The 20,761-nt window shown below is 37.0% G+C and carries 18 protein-coding genes and 1 other annotated feature; of the genes, 4 read left to right on the top strand and 14 right to left on the bottom strand.

Annotation, left to right across the window (positions count from 1 at the left end; translation table 11 throughout):
- Positions 1 to 5 precede the first annotated feature (5 nt).
- Entirely contained in the window at positions 6 to 1,652 is a 1,647-nt protein-coding gene (locus tag EKQ63_RS07655) for a peptide ABC transporter substrate-binding protein (RefSeq protein WP_087951664.1), read from the bottom strand.
- 351 nt (positions 1,653 to 2,003) lie between these two features.
- Between EKQ63_RS07655 and EKQ63_RS07650 the strand changes: the two genes are divergently transcribed.
- Complete coding sequence (locus EKQ63_RS07650; RefSeq protein WP_140421274.1) at positions 2,004 to 3,449, top strand: MATE family efflux transporter; 1,446 nt, start codon at positions 2,004 to 2,006, stop codon at positions 3,447 to 3,449.
- Between the two features lie 144 nt (positions 3,450 to 3,593).
- On the opposite strand, the gene EKQ63_RS07645 is transcribed toward EKQ63_RS07650, so the two are convergent.
- From EKQ63_RS07645 to EKQ63_RS07625, 5 genes are all read right to left on the bottom strand, one after another.
- Complete coding sequence (locus EKQ63_RS07645; protein WP_000166346.1) at positions 3,594 to 4,529, bottom strand: ABC transporter ATP-binding protein; 936 nt, start codon at positions 4,527 to 4,529, stop codon at positions 3,594 to 3,596.
- On the bottom strand, positions 4,522 to 5,565 hold the full coding sequence (locus EKQ63_RS07640) for an ABC transporter ATP-binding protein (RefSeq protein WP_000854346.1): 1,044 nt from the start codon (positions 5,563 to 5,565) through the stop codon (positions 4,522 to 4,524). The genes EKQ63_RS07645 and EKQ63_RS07640 overlap by 8 nt, the downstream gene beginning before the upstream one ends.
- An 18-nt stretch (positions 5,566 to 5,583) precedes the next feature.
- On the bottom strand, positions 5,584 to 6,600 hold the full coding sequence (gene opp3C, locus EKQ63_RS07635; protein WP_048553963.1) for an oligopeptide ABC transporter permease: 1,017 nt from the start codon (positions 6,598 to 6,600) through the stop codon (positions 5,584 to 5,586).
- Positions 6,597 to 7,526 (bottom strand): oligopeptide ABC transporter permease, encoded by a 930-nt coding sequence (gene opp3b / locus EKQ63_RS07630; protein ID WP_000534165.1) that lies wholly within the window; start codon positions 7,524 to 7,526, stop codon positions 6,597 to 6,599. Before opp3b ends, opp3C begins: the two co-directional genes overlap by 4 nt.
- A gap of 127 nt (positions 7,527 to 7,653) precedes the next feature.
- The gene (locus EKQ63_RS07625) at positions 7,654 to 9,285 is read right to left on the bottom strand and encodes a peptide ABC transporter substrate-binding protein (RefSeq protein ID WP_087951662.1); all 1,632 of its coding nucleotides are present in this window, start codon (positions 9,283 to 9,285) and stop codon (positions 7,654 to 7,656) included.
- Positions 9,286 to 9,604: 319 nt separating this feature from the next.
- Between EKQ63_RS07625 and EKQ63_RS07615 the strand changes: the two genes are divergently transcribed.
- On the top strand, positions 9,605 to 9,985 hold the full coding sequence (locus EKQ63_RS07615) for a DUF3899 domain-containing protein (RefSeq protein ID WP_071727854.1): 381 nt from the start codon (positions 9,605 to 9,607) through the stop codon (positions 9,983 to 9,985).
- A 106-nt stretch (positions 9,986 to 10,091) separates the two neighbouring features.
- Positions 10,092 to 10,308: a binding site (T-box leader), on the top strand.
- A 75-nt stretch (positions 10,309 to 10,383) separates the two neighbouring features.
- The gene (gene trpS, locus EKQ63_RS07610) at positions 10,384 to 11,373 is read left to right on the top strand and encodes a tryptophan--tRNA ligase (RefSeq protein WP_000110985.1); all 990 of its coding nucleotides are present in this window, start codon (positions 10,384 to 10,386) and stop codon (positions 11,371 to 11,373) included.
- A 158-nt stretch (positions 11,374 to 11,531) separates the two neighbouring features.
- Here trpS and EKQ63_RS07605 read toward each other — a convergent pair whose 3' ends face one another.
- From EKQ63_RS07605 to EKQ63_RS07575, 7 genes are all read right to left on the bottom strand, one after another.
- Positions 11,532 to 12,278 carry a YjbA family protein gene (locus EKQ63_RS07605; RefSeq protein ID WP_143880932.1) on the bottom strand — a complete coding sequence of 249 codons (747 nt, stop codon included), beginning with the start codon at positions 12,276 to 12,278 and terminating at the stop codon, positions 11,532 to 11,534.
- A 143-nt stretch (positions 12,279 to 12,421) separates the two neighbouring features.
- Positions 12,422 to 13,210, bottom strand: a complete 789-nt coding sequence (locus tag EKQ63_RS07600; protein WP_002194672.1) for a DUF2268 domain-containing putative Zn-dependent protease — start codon at positions 13,208 to 13,210, stop codon at positions 12,422 to 12,424.
- A 106-nt stretch (positions 13,211 to 13,316) separates the two neighbouring features.
- On the bottom strand, positions 13,317 to 14,555 hold the full coding sequence (gene fabF / locus EKQ63_RS07595) for a beta-ketoacyl-ACP synthase II (RefSeq protein WP_087951660.1): 1,239 nt from the start codon (positions 14,553 to 14,555) through the stop codon (positions 13,317 to 13,319).
- 31 nt (positions 14,556 to 14,586) lie between these two features.
- Positions 14,587 to 15,519 carry a beta-ketoacyl-ACP synthase III gene (gene fabH, locus EKQ63_RS07590; RefSeq protein WP_143880931.1) on the bottom strand — a complete coding sequence of 311 codons (933 nt, stop codon included), beginning with the start codon at positions 15,517 to 15,519 and terminating at the stop codon, positions 14,587 to 14,589.
- Between the two features lie 232 nt (positions 15,520 to 15,751).
- The gene (locus EKQ63_RS07585) at positions 15,752 to 15,928 is read right to left on the bottom strand and encodes a ComZ family protein (RefSeq protein WP_009879752.1); all 177 of its coding nucleotides are present in this window, start codon (positions 15,926 to 15,928) and stop codon (positions 15,752 to 15,754) included.
- A gap of 53 nt (positions 15,929 to 15,981) precedes the next feature.
- The gene (locus tag EKQ63_RS07580; RefSeq protein ID WP_140168481.1) at positions 15,982 to 16,854 is read right to left on the bottom strand and encodes an NAD-dependent epimerase/dehydratase family protein; all 873 of its coding nucleotides are present in this window, start codon (positions 16,852 to 16,854) and stop codon (positions 15,982 to 15,984) included.
- A 29-nt stretch (positions 16,855 to 16,883) separates the two neighbouring features.
- The gene (locus EKQ63_RS07575; protein WP_000028705.1) at positions 16,884 to 17,618 is read right to left on the bottom strand and encodes a lipase family protein; all 735 of its coding nucleotides are present in this window, start codon (positions 17,616 to 17,618) and stop codon (positions 16,884 to 16,886) included.
- A 156-nt stretch (positions 17,619 to 17,774) separates the two neighbouring features.
- Between EKQ63_RS07575 and EKQ63_RS07570 the strand changes: the two genes are divergently transcribed.
- Positions 17,775 to 17,957, top strand: a complete 183-nt coding sequence (locus tag EKQ63_RS07570) for a YjzD family protein (protein WP_001211116.1) — start codon at positions 17,775 to 17,777, stop codon at positions 17,955 to 17,957.
- A 37-nt stretch (positions 17,958 to 17,994) separates the two neighbouring features.
- Here the strand turns inward: EKQ63_RS07570 and clpB are convergent, their stop codons facing one another.
- Positions 17,995 to 20,595: an ATP-dependent chaperone ClpB gene (gene clpB, locus EKQ63_RS07565; protein ID WP_087951659.1), complete on the bottom strand. Its 2,601-nt coding sequence runs from the start codon at positions 20,593 to 20,595 to the stop codon at positions 17,995 to 17,997.
- Positions 20,596 to 20,761: the final 166 nt, after the last annotated feature.

The following is a 20,761-nucleotide window of genomic DNA, read 5'->3' as shown; positions in this document are numbered from 1 at the left end:
TTTTCTTATTTCTCTACTGACGCCCATTTAAAGCTTAAATCGCCGCCATATTTATGGTTGTACATATTTTTAATTGATTCTCTTTGTAAGTATGCTCTACCACGTTGATATACTGGAACAATCGCAGCGTCATCAAGTAACATTTTTTCTGCTTCTAGTAAACTTTTCCAACGAGCATTTACATCGCTTCCATCTTTTTTCGCTTTCATGATGATCTCATCATATTTCGGATTAGAATATTTCATTTTATTTTGTGATCCATCCGTTACAAACATATCAAGGTATGTAATTGGATCTGGGAAGTCTGCACTCCATCCAGAGAATGACATGACGAAATCGCCCGCATCTTCCAATTTTAATTTTTGCGCGAATGGTTGTTGTTTAATTTTCACTGTTAAACCTGGTAAATTCTTTTCTAACTCACCTTTTAAATATTCCCCCGTTTTCTTCGATAATTCAACATCTTCGTTTAATAACTCTAATTCAATTTCATTTTTACCAAGCTCTTTTTTACCAGCTTCCCAATATTTCTTCGCTTCTTTCACGTTTGGTTTTACAATATCTCCATTTACAGCACGGAAGTCCTTTTTATCCGGTCCTTTAATGAAGTTATCAGGAATTAATCCTGTTGCTGGCTTAGAACCGTTATTTAATAATGTATCAACGAACGGTTTACGTTCAAAAGCAAGTGAAATTGCTTTACGAATATTTTTATTTGCTAACGCTGGATCTTTTTGATTTAAACGAAGGAAGAATACAGATGTATCTTCTACTGTTTGGAAATCTGGTTTTCCTTTATATTTATCGATGAACTCCGCTAATAACGTCGCTCGATCGACTGCGTTTGTTTCATATAAATTAATTGGTGTAGACGTATCTTTTACAATATTAAAGTTTACTTCCTCAATCTTCACTTCTTTATTGTCCCAATATGACGCGCTCTTTGTCATTTTAAAGCTACGTTCATGTTGCCAATCACTTAATGTAAATGGTCCGTTATAAAGTGTTGTATTCGCTTCCAAACCAAACTTCGTACCTTGCTCTTTCACGAACTTTTCATTCACAGGATAGAAGATTGGATATACCATTAAATCTACAAGATATGGAATGGAATTGTCTAATTCCACTTCTAATGTATAATCATCAATTGCTTTTACACCTAATTGATCTGGACTCATCTCTTTTTTATTGATTTTCTCAGCATTTTTTATATCATACATAATGTACGCTGATTTCGCAGCTGTATCTGGGTTAATTGCTCTTTGCCATGCGTATACAAAATCTTTCGCCGTCACAGGCTCACCATTTGACCATTTTGCGTCTTCACGTAATGTAAATGTATATTTTTTACCGTCTTCTGACTTTTTGAATTCCTTCGCTACACCTGGAACAAGCTTATCATCTTTTCCTAAACTGTATAAGCCTTCCATCGTATTAGTCATTACTCTTGAAGAAACTGCATCAGCTGATAACGCTGGATCCATCGTTGGAATTTCTTGCGTTTCAATTAAGTTAATAACTTGCTTAGTACCGCTTTTCCCGCTATCCCCTTTTGCGTTCGCTTGCGGTTCATCTTTTTGGTAGCTACATGCCCCTAACATCATGCTCATCGCTACTGTTGATACTACAAAAACTGGCATCTTTTTTTTCATATTTCCACCCTCCACAAAAATGTTAGCCCTTTCATTTTCAAACAAATAGAAATATATATATGTTCTAACAATTCATATTATACACACAAATATATTTTTTGTATATTTATATTTCTATTTTATTAAAATTTTCTGTTTAAAAATAAACCTTTGTAAACGTTTCATATTGCCGATTTCCCCTACTAAAGTGTTAGAAATAATAATTTTTATATTTTCTAAATTATTAGACAAAAATGAATTTTATATTCCATAATACTTTTTGCATAATTATCCTCCTCTTTTTATCATAAAATAGCACTTCCTTCATAATAAAGATATGTAGGTTAAAATGAGTGCAAAGGATAAGAAAGTATGTTACGATACACTTTGCTAAAAATAGATATCGATAAAGAGGGGACGGACATGGCAGCAATTCAGGCAAAAAACGGGCCTACTGAGAAATTAAGTTTATTCTTATTAACATGGCCTATTTTTCTAGAAGTTTTTCTATTTATGTTGATGGGGATCGCTGATACTTTCATGTTAAGTGCATTATCAGACGATGCTGTATCTGGGGTTGGTGCAGCGAATCAATATCTCCATATCGCTATTTTGGTACTAGAAGTCATCGGGAACGGCGCAGCTATCGTCGTATCTCAATACCTCGGTTCCAAACGTTTTATGGAAGCATCTAAAATATCAGCTTTAGCCGTCACATTAAATTTAGTGGTCGGACTCGTTATAAGCGCTGGTTTTCTTTTATTTTCAAAACATATGATGATGGCAATGAACTTACAAGGCGATGTACTTATGTATGCACAGAGCTATTTATCCATCGTCGGAGGAGCTATTTTCCTTCAAGCTATTATTAATTCATTAGCCGCAATTATCCGCGTACATGGCTTCACAAAGCAAGCGATGTTTATTTCACTTGGAATGAATATTATTCATATCGCTGGAAACTACGTACTCATTTTTGGGAAATTTGGTTTTCCGGAGCTTGGTGTACAAGGGGCTGCCATTTCTTCTGCTGTCAGCCGACTTATAGCGCTTATCGTTTTCTTCTGGTTACTGTACCGCGTTATGGAGTACCGTGTGAAATTACAATACTACTTCACCTTATCAAAAGAATATATCGGGAAAATTTTAAAAATCGGGATTCCATCTGCATTTGAGCAGGTTATGTATCAAGCTTGCCAAATTGTCTTCTTATACTATGCAACATACTTAGGAACGGAATCATTAGCGGCGAGACAATACGCTACAAACATTTCTATGTTCACTTATTTATTCGCGATTGCGATCGGTATGGGAACAGCCATTATTATCGGACGCCTCGTTGGCGGTGGTGAAAAAGACGAAGCGTATGAACGCGTATGGAAAAGTGTAAAGTGGGCAATTGGAGTCACTTTATGTATGGTCGCTCTTGTTATTACATTCCGTACACAATTAATGGGACTATTTACAGATAATCCGCACATTATTGCGTTAGGTGCAAGCGTTCTTTTACTAAGTGTACTACTTGAAACAGGGCGTACGATGAATATCGTCATCATCAATTCACTTCGCGCAGCTGGTGATGCAAAGTACCCAGTTTTAATCGGCGCATTCTCTATGGTGTTAATGAGTTTGCCACTCGGTTACTTTTTCGCCTTCCATTTAGATATGGGGCTCGTTGGTATTTGGCTAGCAATTGCTATTGATGAATGGACACGTGCCATTATTATGTTCTTCCGCTGGAAAAGTAGAGCGTGGGAGCGTTACGCACTTGTTAAACCTGAAGAACAAGAGGAGATTGTTTCTGTTCAGGTGCAATAATACTCGTTTAATTAAGGCGTAGCCTTTAGTAAAGGCAACTTATATCTGTGATTCTTTAAATATATCGACTTACCGAGAAATATTGACAATTCTTTTAAACGGTAAAAAAATCCATTCTTCTTTGATAGAAGAATGGATTTTTTATTATTGATAAATCTCTTTATATTTCTTATACTCCGCTTCAGAACATAGTACGAAATGTCCTGGGCGAATTTCACGCATTGTCGGTTCTTCACTACCATAATTATGTTGAGATGGATCGTATACGATACGTTTACGATTGCGCTCATAATCTGGATCTGGAAGTGGAATCGCTGATAATAGTGATTTCGTATATGGATGAATTGGATTCGCATATAACTCATCACTTGTTGTTAATTCAACGATTTGACCACGATACATTACGCCAATGCGGTCACTAATGTATTTTACCATTGATAAATCATGGGCAATGAATAAGTATGTTAAACCTTTTTCTTTTTGTAACTTTTTCAGTAAGTTTACAACTTGCGCCTGGATTGATACGTCAAGTGCTGAGATTGGCTCATCGGCAATGATAAATTCAGGTTCTACAGCAAGTGCACGAGCGATACCGATACGTTGACGTTGTCCACCTGAGAATTCATGCGGGAAACGGTTTGCGTGCTCTTTATTTAAACCAACTGTGTTTAATAATTCATGCACACGGTCCATACGCTCTTTTTTGTTTTTCGCTAATCCATGAATATCAATACCTTCTGCAATAATATCCCCTACTGTCATACGAGGGTTTAATGATGCATATGGATCTTGGAAAATCATTTGCATTTTACGGTTGAACTTCTTCAGCTCTGCGCGTGATTTTTTACCATGTACATTTTCACCGTCGAACAATACTTCACCAGCAGTTGCATCATATAAACGAATAATCGTTCTTCCAGTTGTTGATTTACCACAACCTGATTCTCCTACAAGACCAAATGTTTCTCCGCGGTAAATATCAAATGAAATATCATTAACCGCTTTGACAACACCACCACTCACGTCGAAGTGCTGCTTTACATTTTTTACTTCAATTAATTTCTCACGTTGTTTAGTCATGTTGTTCACCTGCTTTCATTTGAAGAATGCGTTTTTCAACGACTGCCGGCGGTTTTACTTCTGGAGCTTGCTCATGAAGTAACCAAGTTGCCGCATAGTGTGTATCACTTACTTTAAATAAAGGTGGGTCCATTTCAAAATCAATTTTCAGTGCCTGTGGGTTACGTGGTGCAAAAGCATCTCCCTTTGGCGGCTTCAATAAATCTGGAGGCGTTCCAGGAATTGCGTATAACTCTTCCTCTGAACCATCTAAACTTGGCATAGATGCGATTAAGCCCCAAGTATACGGATGTTTTGGATTGTAGAAAATTTCATCTACAGTTCCGATTTCAACAACTTTACCAGCGTACATAACTGCTACGCGGTCCGCAACGTTTGCCACTACACCTAAGTCATGCGTAATGAAAATGATTGCTGCTTCTGTTTTTTGCTGAATGTCCTTCATAAGCTCTAAAATTTGCGCCTGAATTGTAACGTCTAGCGCTGTTGTCGGCTCATCGGCAATCAATAATTTCGGGTTACAAGCTAACGCCATCGCAATAACTACACGCTGTCTCATACCACCAGAGAATTGGTGCGGATATTGCTTTAAACGAGCTTCTGGATTTGGAATACCTACAAGGTCGATTAATTCCAACGCAACTTTACGTGCATCTGCTTTACTCATCCCTTGGTGTTTAATAAGACCTTCCATAATTTGATTTCCAATTGTCATCGTTGGGTTTAATGATGTCATTGGATCTTGGAAAATCATCGCAATATCTTTACCACGTACTTGCTGCATTTCTTTTTCTGTTAATTTCGTTAAGTCACGACCTTCAAATACGATTTCACCATTTTTAATACGTCCAGGAGGATTCGGAATTAATCCCATTAACGCTTTAGAAGTAACTGATTTCCCAGAACCAGATTCTCCTACAATCGCTAATGTTTCTCCTTTTTTCAAATCAAAAGTAACGCCGCGTACAGCTTGTACTTCACCTGCATGTGTATCAAAGGAGACTTGTAAATCTTTTACCTCTAACAATGTTTTCATCTTTACCTCTCCCCTCTTTTACTTACGCATTTTTGGATCTAACGCATCGCGTAATCCGTCTGCCATTAAGTTAAACGCTAAAATTAATATACTGATGACAACCGCAGGGATGAACATCATATGCGGATACGTTTGAATTGATTTATAACCGTCATTTACAAGAGAACCAAGTGACGCGAATGGCGGCTGAATACCTAAACCGATGAAGCTTAAGAACGCCTCACCAAACACCGCTGTTGGAATTGTAAACATTGTCATTACGATAATTGGTCCCATTACGTTCGGGATTAAGTGCTTTACAATTAATTGTGTATTTGTTGCACCTAATGTACGAGATGCTAATACGTATTCTTGATTTTTTAATTTTAGGATTTGTCCACGAACGATACGCGACATCCCTATCCAACCTGTAATTGCCATTGCGAGTGTAATTGACCATATACCAGATCCCATAATGATTACCATTAAAATAACGATAATTAAGTATGGAATACCGTTAATAATCTCCATAATACGTTGCATAATGTTATCTACTCTACCGCCATAGAACGCTGAAATACCTCCGTATGCAACCCCAATTACTAAGTCAATTGCTGCTGCTAAAAGAGCGATATATAATGATACACGCGTACCTTCCCATGTTCTTGTCCATAAATCGCGGCCAAGATCATCTGTACCAAACCAGAAATACTCTTTAATATCACGTTTTTCATATTGGTCAACACCGTATTGATCTGTACCGTCAAATGGTAGCCAATGAACATTTTCAATAACAGGAATTTTCGGTGGTAATTTCGCACGTCCTAAATCTTGCTCTTTATATGAGTGCTTACTTACCATCGGTCCGAAAATCGCTAGTAAGATAATAAGCGTTAATAAAACGAAACCGAACATCGCTCCTTTATGTTGGAACAAACGTCTTCTTACATCTTGCCAAAACGTTAAGCTTGGACGGGCAATGACTTCATTATCCACATTATTTTGATTGGCTTGTTGAAATAAGTCTGGAGATAATTTTTGTACATCTTTCATCATTTTTTCCCTCCCGCTAAACGAATTCGAGGATCAATAATTCCGTATAAAATATCGACAATGAAAATAACTAAGATGAAGATTGCACTATAGAAAATTGTAGTTCCCATAATAACTGTATAGTCATTCACTGTAATCGATTTAACGAACTGTTCCCCTAGTCCTGGTACAGCATAAATTTGCTCAATAACTAATGTACCTGTAATTAACCCTGCAACCATTGGTCCTAAAATTGTTACAACTGGAATTAATGCGTTACGAAGTGCGTGTTTAATAATGATAACGCCTTGGCTAATTCCTTTCGCTTTCGCTGTTAAAATGTAGTCAGCTTGCATAACTTCAATTAACTCTGCACGAGCGAAACGTGCGATTGTTGCGATAACTGCCATCGATAAAGCAATTGTAGGCATTACTGTAAACTCTGGTCCTTTCCAGAATGCTACTGGGAACCATCCAAGTTTTACCCCTACGAAATATTGTAGTAATGCGGCGAATACGAATGATGGTACCGACATCCCGAGTACGGAAATAATTGTCGCCCCATAATCGACCCACGTATTATTACGAAGTGCCGCAACGATTCCTAAAATTAAACCGATAAATGTACCTAATATAATCGCTTGTAAACCAAGTTGTGCTGATGGTCCAATGCGATCCACAATCATGTCTGTTACTGGACGGTTATCATATTGGAATGATACCCCTAAATCACCTTTTGCTAAGTTACCTAAGTAACGTGCATATTGAACTGGTACTGGATCATTTAAGCCATATTTTTCAAGAATGATTTCTTTTTGTGCCGGTGATAACTTCTCCTGGTTTTTAAGCGGAGAACCCGGAAGTAATTTCATTAAAAAGAAAGTCAGTGTAGTAATTAAAAATAATGTCAAAGCCATGTACACGAAACGTTTTAATACATAACGTCCCATAGTCAAGCACCTCCCCGTTTTTCTCAAAAGCAATAAGATAGTTTTAAATATTCTTACTTTTATTTTTTTAAAATAAGAGTACATGCCCATCATAGGCATATACCCTTATTCATGATGGAAACCATTTTTAGTTTTTGAGTTCAACCCACTTATAGCTAAATTCCCCGCCATATTTATGTTCTAATAGGCCAGTAATTGTGCCACGTTGTAAATAAGCTTTTCCTGGTTGATATACTGGAGCAATTGCTGCATCTTCAAGCAGTTGTTTTTCTGCTTGTAATAATGCCTCCCAACGAGCTTGTACATCAACTTCTGTTTTTGCTTTTTTAATTAAATCATCATACGCTGGGTTTGCGTAATGTACTTTGTTTTGCGCATTACCTGTCGTATACATTTCAAGGAATGACATTGGGTCCATATAATCTGGACTCCATCCCGCATATGACATTGCATAATCTCCACTCGCTTCAAGTTTTAATTTTTGTGCAAATGGCTGCATTTTTGTTGGAACTGTTAAACCTGGTAAGTTCTTTTCAAATTGGCCTTTTAAATACTCTCCGATTTTTTTAGCATCATCAGTATCAAAGTTTAATAGCTCTAACTCTACTTTTTCTACACCAAGTTCTTTCTTACCAGCTTCCCAGTATTTTTGTGCTTCTTTCATATCCTCTTTTATAAGCTTTCCGTTTTCTTCACGGAAGTCTTTCCCATTCGGACCTTTTGCTAAGCCTTTCGGAACAAAACCATATATCCCCTCTGAACCATCGTTTAAAATCACTTTTCCGATGTTTTCACGTTCAAAGGACATTGCAATTGCTTTTCGGATATTTTTATTTGCTAAAAATTTATTCTTTTCATTTAAACGAATAAATTGTGTAGATGGTCTCTTAATCGTTTTAAAGTCAGCATCTGATTTGTATTTATCTACAAACTCTGATGTTAAGACTACACGATCAATTGCTTTCGTTTCATATAAATTTATAGCAGTTGAACGATCCTTAACAATATTGAAGTTTATTTCCTCAAGTTTTACTTCTTTATTTTCCCAATACGTTGGATTCTTCTTAAGTTGGAAACTTTGTTCATGCTTCCATTCATTTAATACGAATGGACCATTATAAAGTGTCGTATTGGATTCTAATCCAAATTTTGCTCCTTGTTCTGTTACAAACTTCTCATTCAAAGGATACAATGTTGGATAGACTGTTAAACTTACAAAATAAGGAACAGGGTTATCTAATTCCACTTCAAGTGTATGATCATCAATTGCCTTTACACCAAGTTCTTCAACTGGTAACTCTTTTTTGTTAACTTTCTCCGCATTTTTAACATCAAATAGTATGTAAGCAAACTTGGCACCCGTGTTTGAATCTACAGCTCTTCGCCAAGAATAAACGAAGTCCTTCGCTGTTACAGGTTCACCATTAGACCATTTCGCATCTTCCCGTAACTTAAACACATACTTTTTGCCATCCTCTGATTTCTCATAAGATTTAGCGACACCCGGAACAAGTTTATCATCTTTCCCCAGACGATATAACCCTTCCATTGTGTTATTCATGATGTTAGAAGATGCTGCATCCGTTGATAACGTCGTATCCATAGTTGGAATTTCAGCTGTCTCAGTTAAATTTAACACTTGCTTGTTTGAGGATTTTTCTTTTGCGCCTGCTTTATTATCCTCTTTTTGGTAACTACAAGCTCCTAACATACTGACAGTCAACGTCGATGCAAGTAATAACGGTATCTTTTTCTTCATGTTGTGTTGCCTCCCCTAATTGCACTTCCTGTACCCTCACTTGTAAAAAAGTAGAATTGAAAGAATAATCTCCAAGTTTCTACAATTTTCATTATACATATAATACAACAATTGTGAATATAGTTTTTTGTTTTTTTGTTAAAATTTTTAATAAAATGTTTATATTTTTATTTTTTTGTAAAGGGATACGTTAACATTGCTACCATCATCTTGCAATCAGACCTTTAATTGCGTATAATTTTCAAAAAATTAGTTCTAGTACATATTATAGCTTTTATAGTATAATAATTCTAGTAATATTTTGACGGAGGGGAACATTTTGAATAAAGTTTTTTTTCATACTTGTATACTAATTTTCATAGCGATAATCGCTTCTAGTATTGGCGCATTCCTCGTTTCATCGCATTTTTTGTTGAATTTTGTCAACATCTCGTTTTATATTGCACTATTTTTTATTCTTATAGGCGGTTTTTTATTCATATTTCAAAATGGATTTTTTAACGTAACAATTTACGCCTTCCAAAGAGTATTTGGTACGAACAAAAAAATTGACTCTTTAATTGAAGAAGTAGAAGAACCTGTCGATAAGAAAGAACGTATTTATAAAACATATTCATTCAAATGGACGTATCCAATTTGCATTACCGGTATCGTTCTTGGATTGTTCTCGACCTTCATTAGCTTTACTATTTTGATGTAGTTTGCAAACACTATCCCATATGATATAATAATCAGCAAAACATTTTGTTATAAAACTTTAGTTCTTTCATATTTAAAAGAGCTCAGGTAACAATAAATAAATTTATATGTATGCGATGATAAAGAAGAGTACATATTGAGGCAATTTCAGAGAGCTTGTGGCTGGTGTGAACAAGTAATTGTACAGTATGGAATGGGCTTTTGAGCTCCAAACCGAACCGAGAGTAGTAGGCTTTGGCGTTATATCCAAACGTTATTATGGATTAGAGAGATTTCACAGTAGTGAAATAATTAGGGTGGTACCGCGGTCCATTCGTCCCTATAGTTTTTTGGGATGAATGGGCTTTTTTGTTTGCCTTCTCTTCCCTATCACGCATTCAAATTTAGGAGGAATTACTTATGTCAGTTATCTTTTCTGGTATTCAGCCGAGTGGAACGATTACACTTGGAAACTATTTAGGAGCTATGAAGCAATTTACAGAGCTTCAAAATGAACACGACTGTTATTTCTGTATTGTAAATCAACATGCGATTACAGTACCTCAAGATCCCGTCGGGCTTCGTAAAAACATCCGCAGTCTTGCTGCACTTTATGTAGCATGCGGCATCGATCCTGAAAAAGCTACTTTATTTGTACAATCAGAAGTACCGGCACATGCTCAACTAGGATGGATTATGCAATCAGTTGCTTACGTTGGAGAATTAGAGCGTATGACGCAATATAAAGATAAAGCGTCAGGTAGAGATTCAGTACCAGCTGGATTACTAACTTATCCACCATTAATGGCTGCTGATATTTTACTTTACAACACTGAGATCGTGCCTGTTGGTGATGACCAAAAGCAACATATGGAATTAACACGTGACCTAGCAGAGCGTTTCAACAAACGCTTCCGTGAAGTATTCACAATTCCTGAAATTCGCATTCCAAAAGTAGGAGCTCGCGTTATGTCACTAACAGAGCCTACGAAAAAAATGAGTAAATCTGATCCGAATCCAAAATCAATGATCAGTATGCTTGATGAACCAAAAACAATTGAAAAGAAAATTAAGAGTGCTGTAACTGACTCTGAAGGTATCGTGAAATTCGATAAAGAAAACAAACCTGGTATCTCTAACTTATTAACAATTTACTCTTCATTCTCTGGAAAAACAGTTGAAGAAATCGAAGCAATGTACGAAGGAAAAGGATATGGTGACTTCAAAGGCGACCTAGCACAAGTAGTCGTAGAAGCGATTCGTCCAATCCAAGACAAATATAACGAACTAATCAACTCACCAGAACTAGACGAAATTCTAGACAAAGGTGCTGAAAAAGCAAACCGCGTCGCATTCAAACAACTACGCAAAGTAGAAAACGCAATGGGACTAAGCAGAAAACGTAGGTAACATATAAAGCGGAGGCGACTGCTTAGCCCTGACGGCTAAGGTTCTTTCGCATAGAAGACGCTTTTTGTCTTCTTATGCGGAAGGTTCTTAGACACGAAGAGCTTGTTGCTGAAGCTAAGTTATACCAAATTAAAAAAAACCGCCAATTGGCGGTTTTTTTAATTTACCTTTTGCTCGTTTTCCATTTCCCATAACTTTTCAAAAAATGGTTGTCCTTTTACGAGACGCTCGCATAATTGTTCGTGCTTCTCAGACCAACCTGCTTTCGCTTCCTCATACAGCTTAGCCCAAATATCTTCAAATTCCATATGTTGAACCATTCCGTATGCTGATGGATCCCACTCTGTGAACCAATAGCGAATCTCTGCTGTGTTTTTCGTTGTATGTAATTGATCTAACGCCATAAATAATAATTGTTTAAGCTGTCTTTCTTTACGAGTTAAGCCATTCATAATGAATGGTGATGGTGATAAAATATGATGTTCTTTTTCTATTTCTTCTACTTGGAACTCATACTTTTCTGCTTGTACGTTTTCTACCATCTCATATACCATCTGCTCTTGGCGCGGTATAAGTCTACTTTTTCGAATCGGTATATTGTAACCAATTGTGTCAATCGCAATAATTCCTTTTCCATCTGTAACTACAAAGCAATACTCTTGCTGCAAACGTTCATGATTTTTACGAATATAAGCCTTATGATGTACGTCTTCCAACATTTTTTGCGGAAGCTCTAACAATTCGTTCTCGATGTAATGATATAATGTGGCATCTACTTTTAATAATGGCACTTGATCTAATAGCTCAATCGTATCATCTTTCCGCCATTCGTAAAAATGACAAACGTTATACCCATTTTCTTCACCTTCAAACCAATTTACCCATACATCATGTAGATATAACATTCACTACCCCTCACTTCACTACTGTTTGTATCCATCATTATGTTCAATTTTTCTTAACTTTATTCCACCTAAGGAAATATATTCTAATTATTATTTTTTCTTCTATTAATACTAAAAAAACAGGAAAGAGAGCTCCTGTTTTTTTATATATGAAATGTATTTGCTTTATTCAATATTTCTTTCGCATCTATAGGCAATAAAGAAAGTGTATCTTCTCCTTCCAAAGTTACACAATCTTTGACAATATGAAATCCAAGCGCATAGCCAAGCATCTTCGGATAAGAATGAAATCCATTTAATAAGATGTCGTGCTCCCTTGTTCCTCGCTTTATACTTATTCTTTCATGTACAACGTTTTTCCAATAATATATAGCCTCTTCTTTTGAAAGATACGTCGTCCACGGTGCATTGTTTTTTTCTGAATATCTTTCCGTTACCGCTTGCTCAGCTAACCCTTCCATAATCATCGTATCAAGTAATGTATATTCCGTTTCTTTCGTCTCAATTTGATGCAACCTGCATATGTGATGATATTCATGCGCTAGTAACACTTTTAATTCTTCCACCGAATTCCGTCCACATACAAATAAGAAAATAACGTGACGCATAGATAATCCAGCCCTGCCGTTATACTCTTCTTGTACAGTTCGATTATAGGAATCTGATAATAGAATAAAGACAGGGACATCTGGACCTTTTAACCAATTTTTCAGTTTCTCATACTCCGCACGTAACTCTTTCCAAACTTCCTTTTTCTCTAACTCTTTAATTTCTCGTTCTCCTCGCATAACAGGGCGATACATACCTTTAGAAATTAAAAAGCGATACAACCTTTCTTTTGGCAGCGGGATATACTTCGTAAACTTCTCACACAGCTTTTCTGGCCGTCCATAATATAGATGTAACCACTCAGCAGTTTCAACAATCCCCATCTTTATCCCTCCTTTTTCTTATGTATATGCAAAAGGAGAAAAAGACGTAAAAATAAATAAGGAGTTTTTTCGCAATATATCGCGAAAAAACTCCTTATCTCATCTATTATTTATACGCTTTAAATACTAATACTGCGTTATGACCACCGAATCCTAATGAATTACTTAACACCGCGTTTACTTCTTGATGTCTCGCATTATTCGGTACGTAATCTAAGTCACATTCTGGATCTGGTGTTTCATAGTTAATTGTTGGAGGGATTACTCCGTCTGTAATTGATTTAATAGAGAAGATCGCTTCAACAGCACCAGCTGCTCCTAATAAGTGACCTGTCATTGATTTCGTTGAGCTAATTGCTACTTTATACGCATGCTCACCGAACGTTTCTTTAATTGCCATCGTTTCATACTTTTCATTCGCATCCGTACTTGTACCATGCGCATTAATGTAATCAATATCTTCTGGCTGTAGACCTGCATCTGCTAAAGCTTGACGCATTGCGCGCACGCCACCTTCACCGCCAGGAGCCGGCATTGTAATATGGAACGCATCACCAGTTGCACCGTAACCAGCGATTTCCGCATAAATGTGAGCACCACGAGCTAATGCGTGCTCTAATTCTTCAAGAATTAAAATACCTGAACCTTCACCCATTACGAAACCACTACGGTTTTTATCGAATGGACGGCAAGCTGTTGCTGGATCTTCATTGAATGTTAATGCTTTTGCTGAGCTAAATCCTGCGAATGCCATACTTGTTAACGGCGCCTCTGCTCCGCCTGTAATCATTGCATCAGCATCACCGCGCTGAATCGCTTTAAACGCATCACCAATTGAGTTTGCACCAGATGCACAAGCCGTCACAGAACAAGTGTTAATTCCTTTTGCTCCAGTTGCGATTGATACTTGGCCTGCTGCCATATCTGGAATCATCATTGGTACGAAGAATGGGCTCACGCGGCGCGGACCTTTCTCAGTAAAAATCTTAAATTGTTCTTCGTATGTTTCCATACCGCCAATACCAGAACCAATCCATACACCAATTCGAGGTCCGTTTTCTTCTGTAATCTCAAGCTTTGCATCTGCAACTGCCATTTTCGCTGCTGCTACTGCATATTGTGTAAAGCGATCCATACGGCGCGCTTCTTTTTTATCAATATATTTCTCGACTTCAAAGTCGTTAATTTCTGCTGCTACTTTTGCTGGAAATAGTTCCGGATCAATTCTTGTAAGTCGTCCGATTCCAGATACACCTCTTTTTATGTTTTCCCATGCTGTTTCAACATCTGTACCGACCGGTGTAACAGCTCCTAGTCCTGTAATTACGACCCTCTTTTTTTCCATACAAAATACACTCCTTTTTTTCTCTCAGTCCTTATTTACCCCAACGAAGAGCGACTGCTCCCCATGTTAATCCGCCGCCAAAACCAACAAGTATAATTAAATCACCATCTTGAATACGTCCGTTTTGCAATTCCTCTACCATCGCAATCGGAATGGAAGAAGCTGATGTATTACCGAACTTTTCAATTGTCATACTCATTTTTTCTTGTGGTAAATTTAATCTCTCTCTTGCAGATTCCATAATACGAATATTCGCTTGATGCGGTACTAAGAAATCCACATCTTCTTTCGTAAGACCAGCTTTATCTAGAACGCGAAGACAAGAATCCCCAAGTTGACGAACAGCAAATTTAAAGACTTCTCTGCCATTCATCATAACATACTCATCTTGATAAAGATGCTTACCGCCACTTCCGTCCGCTCCTAATTCGAAAGATAGAACGCCTTTACCTTCTGAAACAGCTCCCATTACGATCGCACCGGCTCCGTCTCCAAATAGTACTGCTGTATTTCGATCGTTCCAGTCTACAATTTTAGATAGTTTATCACTACCAACTACTAGTATATTTTTATGAGTTCCCGTTTGAATAAATTGCTGCGCTGTAATCATTCCGTACATAAAACCAGCACACGCTGCACTTAAATCCATTGCGGCTGCATGTTTTGCGCCAATCGCTTCTTGAATAACACAAGCTACTGCTGGAAAAGCACGATCTGGCGTTACTGTTGCCACTAAAATAAGATCGATATCCTCTCCGCTAACCCCTGCATCTTCAAGCGCTTTTTTAGAAGCCTCTACGGCCATATATGAAGTATCTATTGTATCATCGGCAATGCGTCTTTCCGCAATCCCTGTTCTCGTACGAATCCATTCATCGGATGTATCCATTATTTTCTCTAAATCGTGATTTGTGACTACTTTTTCCGGCACATATCTTCCGATCCCTAAAATGCCCACGTTCACATCGCAGCCCTCCGTTTTATATCAATTATTATGACTTGGTACTAATTTTAAAACATAAATGTATTTTTGTCTAGAATATATTTCAGCTAAAACATAAAGCTAACGCATTATTCACCTTATTGTTTATGAAAAGAAAAGGAAACATACCTTTCCCTGTTCTTTCGAAATATAAAAGGCCCGAACCGCTTCTATCCACGGTTCAGGCCTCTCTTCCATCTTAAAAAGATGCTTTTTATTCTTGATCTGCTTTCCCAAGCTCATATGCTTCGTTCATAACTTTCATCAATAACTCTAATACTGGTTGAGCTTTCTCCATATCAAGCGCAATTCCATTATCATCTAAAATGGCCTTTGCTTCTGGTAAGTGCTTCATTGCGATTTGTAAAAATTGCATGCTTTTCTCATTCATATTATGTTCTTCCTCTCCATTAAAACTTTCACATACATAGTGTAACACGCTCGCTATCCTTCGTATAACTCTTTATATTTTTTCATATGTGCCAATTGTTTATTTAAACCGTATTCTAACGGGGTATTTCTTTTTATTGAAATATCCTCGGCCGCTCCATCTCTTTCTTCCGCATTCTCTTTATTCACTTTATCCTCTGCGCGTAAAAGGTTCATACCTTTTTTCCATAACGATTTTTTGCCACTAAGTAAATTATATATACCGAGATGCTCCTCGTTCCTTCCATTTTCCCATAAGTATTCACATACATCTTCAACGTACAGTAGATCACTGGCGTTTTCCTCACTCGCATAATGGCACTCTTTCTCACCCAGTTCTGATAAAATGAGCTGATGATACATCATAAAAGATGGTTGCCATGGACCATATAATGTAGGAACTCGAAATACACTATATTGTACCTCTCCTTTTTTCAATCCTTCTTCCACTTTCGAAAATAAACGTTTATTTTCGGACTTATCTGCGTTTCCTACTTCAATAGAAGAAATTAGATTTAACTTCACTTTATGTTCTTCACACAGTCTTATAATTCGCTTTAAATACTGTAATATAACTCTTTCATTTCGAAAGCCCCTTTGTTGGTTAGGCTCATACAGACAAAAGTAAACGGCATCAAATTTCTCTTCCTCTACGGATCTCCATCCGTCTTCATCTCTTATCGAATAATACGTAAATAACGCATTTCGCCCAATTAACAATAACTTCTCTTCATTAATTTTTGTCATACTATCAAATTCATCAAAATCAAGACCATATACTTCTACTCCTTCTGCAATCATTTTATTCACAAGGTGATAACCTACAAACGTAAGTGCACCTATAATTAGCACGCGTTCCATACCACCAACCCTTTCCCCTTGAAACAAATAGCTCCTCATTTATGTATATGGGAGCTTCACAATTCTTCTTCATATTTTTTAAAGAAATCAGTCGTTTGCCTAACCATTTTATATTTCACATCTTGCAGATGGAATAAGACAGAAGTATCACATTGATTAAATTGCCTCATTTTCTCATATTTACGTAACAACTGTTTTCTTCCTCTTTTTTCTTGTGTTGATACGAAAACTTTAACAGGTACACAAGACGGAAGAAGCGTAAATGATTTCTTATTTATTTTGGATTCTAATTCTTCTTCTTTGGAATCATACGCTAAACATAATTCCTTCACGAGTCTCTTGTAAAAAAACTTATGCTCTTTCTCAAACTCGACATATTCTGGTAAATCTAAACACGGATTTAGCATAATGACAGAGCGTATACATTCAGGGTATTTATTCATCATTTCAAGCGCTACAAGTGCCCCCATACCATCTGCCATAATGTGCATTTTCGCATTCAATGTCTCTTTTCTCAGAACAACGTCATATAGGCGTTTTGCTAGACGAACAGATTGATCGTTTCCCCAATGTCTTCCGTATAAATTAGAAGAAAAGACTGTATAGCCTTCCTCAATAAGGCCATGTAAAAAATAAGATCTACCCGCATGCTGTGTCCATAAACTTGTACCATTCTCAATAAAGTAGTTGTAATCACCTAGAAGCATGACAGAAAATCCATTTGGCTTCTCCGGTAAATAAATGACACATGGTTCTTTTTCTAAGTAAAAAAAACGTTCCGTAATACTCATTTTTCCCCCGCCTTATTTTCTAAACGTATAAAAGTACTCTTTTATAATGTATGAACGGAATGCAAATTTGCGTTGAAAAATCTACAAATATTTTTCTATATTCTTTTTTCAATTGTGTTACAATAAGGACAGATTGAACGAATAGAGGTGTAAAATATGCGTTTCATTTGGGCATTAATTTGGTCGTTCTTGCTTGTACATATGATGAGCTACGTAATCGGCTCTATGACTGGCGGTACATACGATTTTAACCAAGCGTCTATTTTCTCAGTTGTTCTTGCGGTATTAGTACTAGCAATTTCAGCTGCAATTCCAAACGAGCCAGTAGAACAACACTAAAAAAAGAGTCCGGATTTTATCCGAACTCTTTTTTATTTTACTTCACATGAACAACTAATTCGTTATTTTCTACATCAACCACTACATGACTATTGTCAGTAATCGTACCTGCAATTAATTCTCTCGCTAATTTTGTCTCAACTTGACGCTGTACATATCGTTTTAACGGACGAGCTCCGTACATTGGATCGAAGCCAGCTTCGACAACAAACTCTTTCGCTGCGTCTGTTAATTGTACCGTAATATGACGATCAGCTAAACGGCCTTGTAATTCTTTTACAATTTTATCAACAATACCTTTAATTTCATTCGTTGTAAGAGGCTTGAATAAAATAATTTCGTCGACACGATTTAAAAACTCTGGTCGGAAATGTCCTCTTAATTGTCCCATGACAAGTTCTCTTGATTCCTCTTTAATGGAACCATCTTCTTCTAATCCATCTAATAAATGAGCAGATCCAATATTTGAAGTCATAATAATAACCGTGTTTTTAAAGTCTACTGTACGTCCTTGCGAATCCGTAATGCGTCCGTCATCTAACATTTGTAATAAAATGTTGAATACTTCTGGATGTGCTTTTTCGATTTCGTCTAACAAAATAACGGAATACGGTTTACGTCTTACTGCTTCTGTTAATTGACCGCCTTCTTCATATCCAACATATCCAGGAGGTGCACCAATTAAGCGTGACACAGCGTGTTTCTCCATGTACTCAGACATATCAATACGAATCATTTGCTCTTCACTATCAAATAAAGACTGCGCTAACGTTTTTGCAAGTTCCGTTTTACCAACACCAGTCGGTCCTAAGAAAATGAAGGAACCAATCGGACGGTTCGGGTCTTTAATACCTGCGCGTGCACGAAGAACTGCGTCTGACACTAAGCTTACTGCTTCCTCTTGTCCGATGACACGCTCTGATAAAATTTGCTCTAATCGTAATAATTTCTCACGTTCACCTTCAACGAGTTTTGCGACAGGAATGCCAGTCCAGCGTGAAACAATATCAGCAATCTCTTCTTCACTTACTTCCTCACGTAATAAACGGTTTTCTTGTTTATTATTCGCGCCCATTTCTTCTGCTTCTTTTAACTCTTTTTCAATTGCAGGAATTTTTCCGTGGCGAAGTTCCGCTGCTCTATTTAAATCGTAATTACCTTCTGCTTCTTCTAATTCACGGCGCAGACGCTCTAAATGTTCACGTAAGTCACGAACTTTGTGAATATCTTCTTTTTCTTTCTCCCATTTGGCTCTCATACCGCTTGCCACTTCTTTTAAATCCGATAATTCACGTTGCAATGTTTTTAGACGTTCTTGGCTACCAAAGTCTTTCTCTTTTCCAAGAGCTGCTTCTTCAATTTCTAGCTGCATAATGCGGCGCGTTACTTCATCTAATTCTGTTGGCATAGAATCAATTTCTGTACGAATTGTTGCGCACGCTTCGTCAACAAGATCAATTGCTTTATCCGGTAAGAAACGATCCGAAATATATCGATCTGATAAAACTGATGCTGCTACAATCGCGCGGTCATGAATATTTACACCGTGATAAATTTCAAAACGCTCTTTTAAACCACGTAAAATGGAAATTGTATCTTCAACAGTTGGTTCTTCTGCTAATACTTGTTGGAAACGTCTTTCTAGCGCTGGATCTTTTTCAATATATTTACGATATTCATCTAACGTCGTCGCCCCAATGCAATGCAGTTCACCACGCGCAAGCATCGGTTTTAACATATTTCCTGCATCCATTGCGCCTTCTGTTTTACCAGCGCCGACGATTGTGTGAAGTTCATCAATGAATAATAAAATGCGTCCTTCACTCTTTTTAATTTCATTTAATACAGCTTGGAGACGCTCTTCAAATTCACCGCGGAATTTCGCTCCAGCTACAAGCGCACTCATATCTAATGCAAAGATTGTTCTATCTTTTAATCCTTCTGGTACGTCCTTTTTTACAATACGCTGTGCTAACCCTTCAACGATTGCTGTTTTACCTACACCGGGCTCCCCGATTAAAACCGGGTTGTTTTTCGTTTTACGTGAAAGAATGCGGATTACGCGGCGAATTTCACTATCGCGTCCGATAACAGGGTCAATTTTCCCCGCTCTTACTTCCGCCACTAAATCACGACCATATTTTTCCAACGCTTCATAAGTTGCTTCTGGATTTTGACTAGTCACTCTTTGATTCCCCCGAACTGTCATTAAAGACTTTAATAAGTTATCTTTCGTAATATGAAATCTTGTAAATAATTGGTTTATATCGCCTTTTTCTTCAGTAAAAGCAAGTAATACATGTTCAACTGAAATGTAATCATCTTGCAATTTCTCTGCTTCTTTTCCTGCCCTTACAAGTAGTTGTTGCAAAGCACCTGTTATATATAATTTACCTGCTTCTGCACCGCTTCCTGTTACGGAAGGCTTTTTCTTAATTAAATTTTCGGCGCCTTGTTTTAATGCTTCTATATCGACGTTCATTTTTTGAAAAATACGTACTGCTAACCCATCTTGCTCTTCTAATAATGTAAACAAGAGATGAACAGTATCTACTTCTTGATGATGATGAGATACCGCTAAAGATTGAGCACTCATAATCGCCTCTTGTGTTTTTGTTGTCATTTGATTTAAGTCCATCTTTACAGTCCTCCAAATGTTTGACTTTCTTTGACCTTTGATTTGATTATACGCCAACTGACTTTTTTATACAATAATTTTGCTTATGTATTTCAAACTTATTATTGGAAAAAGAAAAAGGGAGCATGCATGATACGACTGAAAAATATACGGTAAATGAAATTAA

Source organism: Bacillus sp. BD59S, assembly GCF_007363175.1.
Classification (GTDB): domain Bacteria; phylum Bacillota; class Bacilli; order Bacillales; family Bacillaceae_G; genus Bacillus_A; species Bacillus_A pacificus.
This window is presented reverse-complemented; position numbering and strand designations above follow the sequence as displayed.

What these genes read in the sequence shown, in the direction of transcription:
- EKQ63_RS07600 (WP_002194672.1), bottom strand. Translation starts at nt 13,210, where the DNA reads ATGGGGATTGTTGAAACTGCTGAGTGGTTACATCTATATTATGGACGG.
- fabF (WP_087951660.1), bottom strand. Translation starts at nt 14,555, where the DNA reads ATGGAAAAAAAGAGGGTCGTAATTACAGGACTAGGAGCTGTTACACCG.
- opp3C (WP_048553963.1), bottom strand. Translation starts at nt 6,600, where the DNA reads ATGATGAAAGATGTACAAAAATTATCTCCAGACTTATTTCAACAAGCC.
- EKQ63_RS07575 (WP_000028705.1), bottom strand. Translation starts at nt 17,618, where the DNA reads ATGAGTATTACGGAACGTTTTTTTTACTTAGAAAAAGAACCATGTGTC.
- EKQ63_RS07645 (WP_000166346.1), bottom strand. Translation starts at nt 4,529, where the DNA reads ATGACTAAACAACGTGAGAAATTAATTGAAGTAAAAAATGTAAAGCAG.
- EKQ63_RS07570 (WP_001211116.1), top strand. Translation starts at nt 17,775, where the DNA reads ATGCGTTTCATTTGGGCATTAATTTGGTCGTTCTTGCTTGTACATATG.
- EKQ63_RS07650 (WP_140421274.1), top strand. Translation starts at nt 2,004, where the DNA reads ATGTTACGATACACTTTGCTAAAAATAGATATCGATAAAGAGGGGACG.
- EKQ63_RS07625 (WP_087951662.1), bottom strand. Translation starts at nt 9,285, where the DNA reads ATGAAGAAAAAGATACCGTTATTACTTGCATCGACGTTGACTGTCAGT.
- opp3b (WP_000534165.1), bottom strand. Translation starts at nt 7,526, where the DNA reads ATGGGACGTTATGTATTAAAACGTTTCGTGTACATGGCTTTGACATTA.
- EKQ63_RS07605 (WP_143880932.1), bottom strand. Translation starts at nt 12,278, where the DNA reads ATGTTATATCTACATGATGTATGGGTAAATTGGTTTGAAGGTGAAGAA.
- clpB (WP_087951659.1), bottom strand. Translation starts at nt 20,595, where the DNA reads ATGGACTTAAATCAAATGACAACAAAAACACAAGAGGCGATTATGAGT.
- EKQ63_RS07585 (WP_009879752.1), bottom strand. Translation starts at nt 15,928, where the DNA reads ATGAATGAGAAAAGCATGCAATTTTTACAAATCGCAATGAAGCACTTA.
- EKQ63_RS07655 (WP_087951664.1), bottom strand. Translation starts at nt 1,652, where the DNA reads ATGAAAAAAAAGATGCCAGTTTTTGTAGTATCAACAGTAGCGATGAGC.
- EKQ63_RS07640 (WP_000854346.1), bottom strand. Translation starts at nt 5,565, where the DNA reads ATGAAAACATTGTTAGAGGTAAAAGATTTACAAGTCTCCTTTGATACA.
- trpS (WP_000110985.1), top strand. Translation starts at nt 10,384, where the DNA reads ATGTCAGTTATCTTTTCTGGTATTCAGCCGAGTGGAACGATTACACTT.